7 protein-coding genes are annotated in these 6,174 nt (G+C 70.4%); 4 read left to right on the forward strand and 3 right to left on the reverse strand.

The genetic code is table 11. From position 1 onward, the window contains the following. Positions 1 to 22 precede the first annotated feature (22 nt). Together VIW71_RS10165 and VIW71_RS10170 are read left to right on the forward strand one after the other, a co-directional pair. Positions 23 to 778: a MobC family plasmid mobilization relaxosome protein gene (locus tag VIW71_RS10165; RefSeq protein WP_331621752.1), complete on the forward strand. Its 756-nt coding sequence runs from the start codon at positions 23 to 25 to the stop codon at positions 776 to 778. Further along, a complete protein-coding gene (locus tag VIW71_RS10170; RefSeq protein WP_331621753.1) occupies positions 768 to 2,522 on the forward strand; it encodes a relaxase/mobilization nuclease domain-containing protein in 1,755 nt (584 codons plus the stop codon). The genes VIW71_RS10165 and VIW71_RS10170 overlap by 11 nt, the downstream gene beginning before the upstream one ends. A gap of 115 nt (positions 2,523 to 2,637) precedes the next feature. Here the strand turns inward: VIW71_RS10170 and VIW71_RS10175 are convergent, their stop codons facing one another. Genes VIW71_RS10175 through VIW71_RS10185 form a run of 3 tightly spaced genes read right to left on the reverse strand, consistent with a single transcriptional unit; the run spans position 2,638 to position 5,162 of the window. After that, the gene (locus tag VIW71_RS10175) at positions 2,638 to 3,420 is read right to left on the reverse strand and encodes a WbqC family protein (RefSeq protein WP_331621754.1); all 783 of its coding nucleotides are present in this window, start codon (positions 3,418 to 3,420) and stop codon (positions 2,638 to 2,640) included. Then, positions 3,383 to 4,051, reverse strand: coding sequence for a YdcF family protein (locus tag VIW71_RS10180; protein ID WP_331621755.1), 669 nt, complete (start codon positions 4,049 to 4,051; stop codon positions 3,383 to 3,385). Before VIW71_RS10180 ends, VIW71_RS10175 begins: the two co-directional genes overlap by 38 nt. A gap of 13 nt (positions 4,052 to 4,064) precedes the next feature. Further along, positions 4,065 to 5,162, reverse strand: a complete 1,098-nt coding sequence (locus VIW71_RS10185; RefSeq protein ID WP_331621762.1) for a hypothetical protein — start codon at positions 5,160 to 5,162, stop codon at positions 4,065 to 4,067. A 166-nt stretch (positions 5,163 to 5,328) separates the two neighbouring features. On the opposite strand from VIW71_RS10185, the gene VIW71_RS10190 reads away from it, so the two are divergent. Then, positions 5,329 to 5,757, forward strand: coding sequence for a hypothetical protein (locus VIW71_RS10190; RefSeq protein ID WP_331621756.1), 429 nt, complete (start codon positions 5,329 to 5,331; stop codon positions 5,755 to 5,757). Continuing rightward, positions 5,754 to 6,173, forward strand: a complete 420-nt coding sequence (locus VIW71_RS10195) for an ATP-binding protein (RefSeq protein WP_331621757.1) — start codon at positions 5,754 to 5,756, stop codon at positions 6,171 to 6,173. The genes VIW71_RS10190 and VIW71_RS10195 overlap by 4 nt, the downstream gene beginning before the upstream one ends. The last annotated feature ends 1 nt before the right edge of the window (position 6,174 follow it).

The following is a 6,174-nucleotide window of genomic DNA, read 5'->3' on the forward strand; positions in this document are numbered from 1 at the left end:
CACGTTCAGGAGCACGACGACCATGAACCAGCCCCAGAAGAAGCCCGGAGTCTTCGCACGGGTCAGCCGGACACTCACTGGCCATTCAGACGGAGCAAGCTGGAGCAAAGTCCACATCGCCGGAGGCGACGCGGACTTTGCGATTGTCCCCGCCCCCGCGGGCACGGTCTCGGACCGCGCCCGAGAAGGGGAGGCCGAGCGCGGCCTTCTCCCGGGACAGGACCACGACGCCGAGCATCCCGCGCGCTTCGCAACGACCCTCACCCCCGACGTCTTCGTCCACCGCCGCGTCGCAGCGCTCGACGTCCCCGCGCTGCCGCTCGATACCGACAGCCTCGTCACGAGCCGTCGGCCGTTGAGCGAGATCCTCTACCGGCCGCGCAGCGGCATCAAGCGCGACATCCAACTGACCGCTTCCGCCGAATCGGCCGAGCGGGAGTTCATCGACCTCGCTGCCAAGGCGGCCAAGCGCTCGCGATCGGCCTTCCTGATGGACGCCGCCCTGACCTTCGCCCACGCCTACCTCGGCGACCAGCGCCCCGACGGTGTCCCGGAGCTGCCCTCACCCCAGGCGCTCCAGGACCTGACGCGCGTGTGCGGGAAACTGCTCCGCGAGATCCACCGCGTGGGAGTGAACCTCAACCAGATCGCCCGCGCCATCAACATGGGCACCCTGCCCGACAGCACCGACGACATCCTGGCCGAGGTCCACGCCCTGGCCCGCGCCGGCCGCTTGGCCCTGGAACACGTCGTTTCGGGGTGCCGCCATGGTGCCTGACGTCTCCACCGGCTCCCGCAGCCGCGGACTCCTCTCCTACCTCTTCGGCCCCGGCCGCCGCGACGAACACACCGACCCCCACATCGTGGCCGCGTTCGCCATGCCCGGCATCCCCGATCCCGGCCGCGCGCCCCTGGACCAGCACCACGCCCTCCTGAACGAACTGGCCGACTACCTCGACCAGCCCGTCCGCGTGCGCGAACAGCGCACCGGCAAGAAGGTCCCCCAGTACGTGTGGCACTGCCCCGTACGCACCGCGCCGGGCGACCGCTACCTGACCGACGAGGAATGGGCGCAGGTCGCCCGCCGGGTCGTACATGCCACCGGCATCGCGCCCGACGGCGACGACGCCGGATGCCGGTGGATCGCGGTACGCCACGCCGAGGACCACATCCACATCATGGCCACCACCGTGCGAGAGGACGGCCGCCGGCCACGCACCAACCGCGACGGCCAACGCGCCCAAGCCGAATGCCGCAAGATCGAGGCCGAACTCGGCCTGCGCCGCCTCAAGTCCGGTGACTTCACCGCAGCACCGATGCCCACCAGCGCCGAGCAGGCCAAGGCACTGCGGGCGGGCAACGCCGAGACAGCAAGGGAGTGGCTGCGCGACCAGGCGTACGCAGCGGCAGCCGCCGCACGCGACGAGGCGGAGTACTTCTCCACCCTCAGCACCCTCGGCATCGAGATCAAATACCGGCTGGGCCCGCAGACCGGCGACGTCACCGGCTACAGCCTGGCCGCACCCGACGACACCAACGGCCAAGGCGAGCCGGTCTACTTCAGCGGCTCCGCCCTAGCCTCCGACCTGTCCATCAACCGGCTGCGCGAACGCCTCGCCGCCCACGACGTCACCGACCAGCCCACGGCCGGCACCAGCGGCCCCAGCCCGTGGCACCAGGCCGACACCGTTCTGCGGGACCTCCACATCAGCCTCCTCGACCAGGAAGCCGAGGGCAGCCAGGATCGGGACGAAGTGGTCCAGGCACAGGCAGCGGCGTTCAGTGAACTCCTCCACAACGCAGCCGCCACCGCACCCGCCCACATCCGGGCCGAACTGCGAGCAGCCGCAACGTCGTTCAACCGCGCCAACCGCTCCGCCATCCGCGCCGAACACCAGAGCGCCGCAGCCCTGCGCACCGCAGCCAAGGAACTGCTCCACACCCTGGGCTCGGACAAGGACGGCGGGGCAGCCGCAGCGCTGCTGTCCACCGCGGTGCTCACACTCATCGCGCTGGCCCGCTGGAACGAGGCCCGAGGACTCCAGCAGCAGGCCGCCGCAGCCCACCAGACCCTGTTCCACCTGAAAACGGCCTACCGGCAGGCCGCCGAACCCGTTCTAGCCGACCTCGCCTCACGCACCCCCAGCCCCCAGACCGCCCAGCGCTACGCCACCGACCTACGCGCCGCCGTCCCCGACCACACGACGCGCATCCTCGCCGACCCCTCCTGGCCCGCCCTGGCCACCACCCTCGCCAAGGCCGAAAGCGCCGGCCAAAACCCCCGCCACCTCCTCGCCGAGATCGCCCGAGAACGCGAACTCGACACCGCTGACCACCCCGCCGAAGTCCTCAACTGGGGCATCCAGCACCGGACCACCGAACACCACGCCGCACGCGTCCGAGCCGCCACCACCCACCCCCACCGCAACACCCTGGCAGGCACGGCGACCGTGGACGCAGCGGGCACAACGGCCCCGCGTACCGCGCAGGCAGACCTCGGGTCCACGGCAAAGCGACGCTGACGGATCGCCTGCCGCAGGTGGGCGTCCGGACCGCGCCCGGCGATCCATCTCGGTGCCACTGATCCGCTGGGCCAGTGCCTTCTGGCGCAGGGCACCGGGTGCCGCAGCAGAGCTCTCAGGCGGTCGGGAGCCGAGGTGTGCCCTTCCACGGAGCCGTCTCAGCGAGCGCGGAAGCCAGACCGGCCGCACCCAGCTCAGAGAGCGAATACAGCGCGGACAGTCGGCGGCTGTTGCTCCAAAGGCCCTCAGTGGGCGTGAGGAACGGCTCCACACGTACATCGGCGGCCTTGAACGGACCGTGATCGAGATACCGGAGACCACCAGGGCCGCAGAGATACGTGGTCGCTCCCGTGACGGCAGCGAGATCGGCGAGCCGCTGCGAGCGCTCGCGACGGGCAGGGAGCTGGCTGCTGCGGATGATCTCGCCCCGCCAGCCGACCAGGTCGAGGAGGGCCCGGGTGGAGTTCTCCGCCACGACGCCGGTCCGGTCAGAGCCGGTGAAACCCTCGAGCACGACGTCCAGCACGGTGCTGATCTGCTGCCAGTGGCGGCTACGGCGGTAGCAGTGGCGGATCGCCTGGGCGGTCTGGTCGCGGCTGCGTTGCGGGTCAGCCAGCCGGGCGTCGCGGATCAAGGTGGCCCGGCCGCCGGGGAGATGAGTGGCCAGGCTCAGCCAGTGCACCAGGTCGGGTCGGTCGATTGGGGCGATGCGGGCGCGGTGCTGGTAGTCGCGGCGGGCGAACTGGACGTCGTCAAGGACGATCCAGTAGTCCGCCGCGAACAGCTTTGCCAGCGTGCTGAGCCGGGGGAGGAAGTTGGGCTGGTGGATCGCGCAGACCCCGCCCGGCCGGGGAAGCAGGTCAGCTGAGGAGGCGGCTGGTGAAGCCGTCGCGGACAAGGGCCTGGTAGGCGTCATGCACATCCCCCGGGACTTCCTGCTCGACGGCGAAGCCGAGCTTTGGATACTCGATCACCCGCTGCAGGTCCCCCAAGAGCATCTCGGCGACCTTGCGCTCGTCGCCCATGCCCTTGAGGTAGTCGTTGAAGTCGATCGGCTGGGAGGCGCACACGATCTCGACCTCAGGCCAGACCTTGCGGGCCGTGGCGTAGGCGCGCCGCTCCATATAGGGCATCGCGATCAGCATCAGCGTGGTCGGTCGGATGCCGGCCTGGGCCATGACCTCGCGCGAGAGGCTGATGTTCTGGCCAGTATTGGTGGCGTTCGGCTCGACGAGGATCGCCTGGGCCGGGACGCCGAGGTCGACGGCGTGCTCGCGGAAGTGGACCGCCTCGCCGCGCGGGAAGCGCTCCGGGGCGGTGGGGTTCGGGCCGCCGGAGAAGACGAGTGTCGGGAAGAGGCCGGCGCGGAACAGCTCGGCGCTGTAGGCAGGCACGCCAAGGTCATGGCTACCCAAGGCGATGGCCGCGTCGCAGTGCCGGAGCTGGTGGTGCATCTGGTGGTAGTCCCAGATCAGCTGGGCCTGCTGTCGCTGCTGGTCGGTCAGGCCGGGCTGGTCGTCGTGCCTCACGCGCTCTCCCTGGTTACCGTCGCCGGGGGCTGGGCAGTCCCCGGAATGAGGTCCTGATGCCCTCGATAGAGCGGAGTTGGTGGCTGAGGCCGAACTGGGCCGCCACCGCTGCCGCGTGGTCGAGGACGCGCAGACCATCATCTACGGTCGCCTGGTCGGAGAGCAGGATGTGCCCGTGCGCGGTGTCGAGACGCACACGCTGCATCGGCGTGTCGGTGGTGCCGGTCGTGCGGGCGGTGTCGATGAATTGCAGGGCACGGGTGAGATCGCCGGAGCCGCGGTAGGCCAGGGCCAACTTCTGCTGGGCGACGGACCAGTCGTCGGGCTCGGCGAGGTCCTCGAAGTCGCGGCTCGCCGCGACCATGACGCGGGCCGCGTAGTCCTGGTTGCCGTCCTTGCTGAGCGCGGTCCCGACCCACAGCTGGGCGCGGGCGCGGTCGCGGCGCGAGAGTCGCTCGTCGACGGCGAGGGCTTCATAGCGGTGGGCGGCAGCGTCCAGCTTGCCGGACATCTCGGCAACGACGGCCTGCGAAAGCTCGATCTGTGCGATCCGGCGCGGGATGTCGAGCTGGGTGAAGATCTGGTGGCCCTTGGTGTACGCGTTCTGTGCGGACATGGGGCCGAGGAGGGCGCCCTGGTCGCGGTACAGGTCCGCCTCCAGGACGACGGTGCGGCCGAGCAGGTACAGCCCCCGGTCGTCCAGTTCGCCGACCGGCCAGCGAGCGCTCCAGCGAGTGAGCAGGCTGTGGGCAAAGCCGAAGTTCTGCCGGTTGAGTGCCACAACGGAGCGCTCCAGATCCTCACTCCAGGTCTCGTACTCCCACAGGCGCGGACCTGCCGCCGTGACGCGCAGGTCTTGGCCTGTTGCCCCGCCGGCCTCGGAGAGAAGCACCTCGAAGCGCATGTGGACTGCCGGGTCGGCCCGAGCGAGCGCGGTGTCGAGGATGGCCTGGTTGTCCGGGTAGGGCTCGGTCGCGGCGCGATACTTCTCCCACTTGGCGACTGTGCGGGGTGCGACGCCCAGGTGCTCGGCGAAGCCCCGCACGCTCATCCGCAAGGCGGCGCGTAGGGCAGCGGCCTCAAGCCCAGTCCAACGGTGCACCGTGGCCACGTCGTTGCCTCCCTTCGCACACATGGAAGCACTGCAGACGCGCGCGGTGCGGCGGAAGTGCACCGAAAGTGCAACAGGTGGTCATTCCCGCACCAGCCGGTCAGCGGCACGCTCAAGACGTCCACCCCGAGCATCCTGCCTCTCACGGTGAAGGACGGTCTGCCCCATGGAACTGCTGACCGAGCACCGCACGATCAACGGCCCCGTCGTCTACGGGTTCCTGCACCTGGCCAAGACGCCTGCCGGACGTGCCTGCGCACTCACGGCTGCGCTCACGGAGTACTGCCGTCGGCACGAATTGCTTCTCGGCGCGGTGTTCACCGAGCGCACCACTCCCGATGTGACTGCGCTGGACGAACCCGGGCGCTGCGCCGCCTTCACCGGTCTGCTCGACGTCCTGGCCCTCCCCGACACCTACGGCGTCGTCCTGCCCGCCGCCTCCCACCTCGGCCCGCGCGCCATCGCCGCCGCCCGCCGCATACGGCTCACCGAGGCCGGCACCCGCGTCCTTCTGCTCCGGCCGCCGAGCCGAGGCCGTGAATCCGCCGACCGGGGAGCAGCCGGTCACGCGATCCGCCAACGGAGCCCGACATGATGACCGCATTCACGCTCGAGACGACCCTGCCCGCTGTGCCTGCCTCGGTCACCCAGGTTCGCCACGAGGCCATGGCCGCGGCACGTGAGCAGGGCCTGGACCGGCAACATCCCACCGTTGACGCCTGGCTGGTGGCCCTGAGCGAACTCGCGTCCAACTGCGTCCGCCACGCCGCCACCACTTCACCGACCTTTGACGTGCGTGTCGCGATCGACCAGGGCGGCCTGGCCCTCGCGGTCCACGACCGCCACCCGCATCAACCGGCCGCGCTGTCCGAGCCGCACGCCGACAACAGCGGCGGTTGGGGCCTGTTCCTGGTGCGACAGCTCGTCACCGAAGTCGGGGGCCACGCCAGCGTCGCCCCCGACACCGACGGCCAGGGCAAGACCGTCTTGGTCCGGCTCCCCCCGGTCTGAC

This window comes from Streptomyces sp. (assembly GCF_036524955.1).
Lineage (GTDB): Bacteria > Actinomycetota > Actinomycetes > Streptomycetales > Streptomycetaceae > Actinacidiphila.

Coding starts and splice junctions, on each gene's coding strand:
- VIW71_RS10165 (WP_331621752.1), top strand. CDS start 23: ATGAACCAGCCCCAGAAGAAGCCCGGAGTCTTCGCACGGGTCAGCCGG.
- VIW71_RS10170 (WP_331621753.1), top strand. CDS start 768: ATGGTGCCTGACGTCTCCACCGGCTCCCGCAGCCGCGGACTCCTCTCC.
- VIW71_RS10190 (WP_331621756.1), top strand. CDS start 5,329: ATGGAACTGCTGACCGAGCACCGCACGATCAACGGCCCCGTCGTCTAC.
- VIW71_RS10195 (WP_331621757.1), top strand. CDS start 5,754: ATGATGACCGCATTCACGCTCGAGACGACCCTGCCCGCTGTGCCTGCC.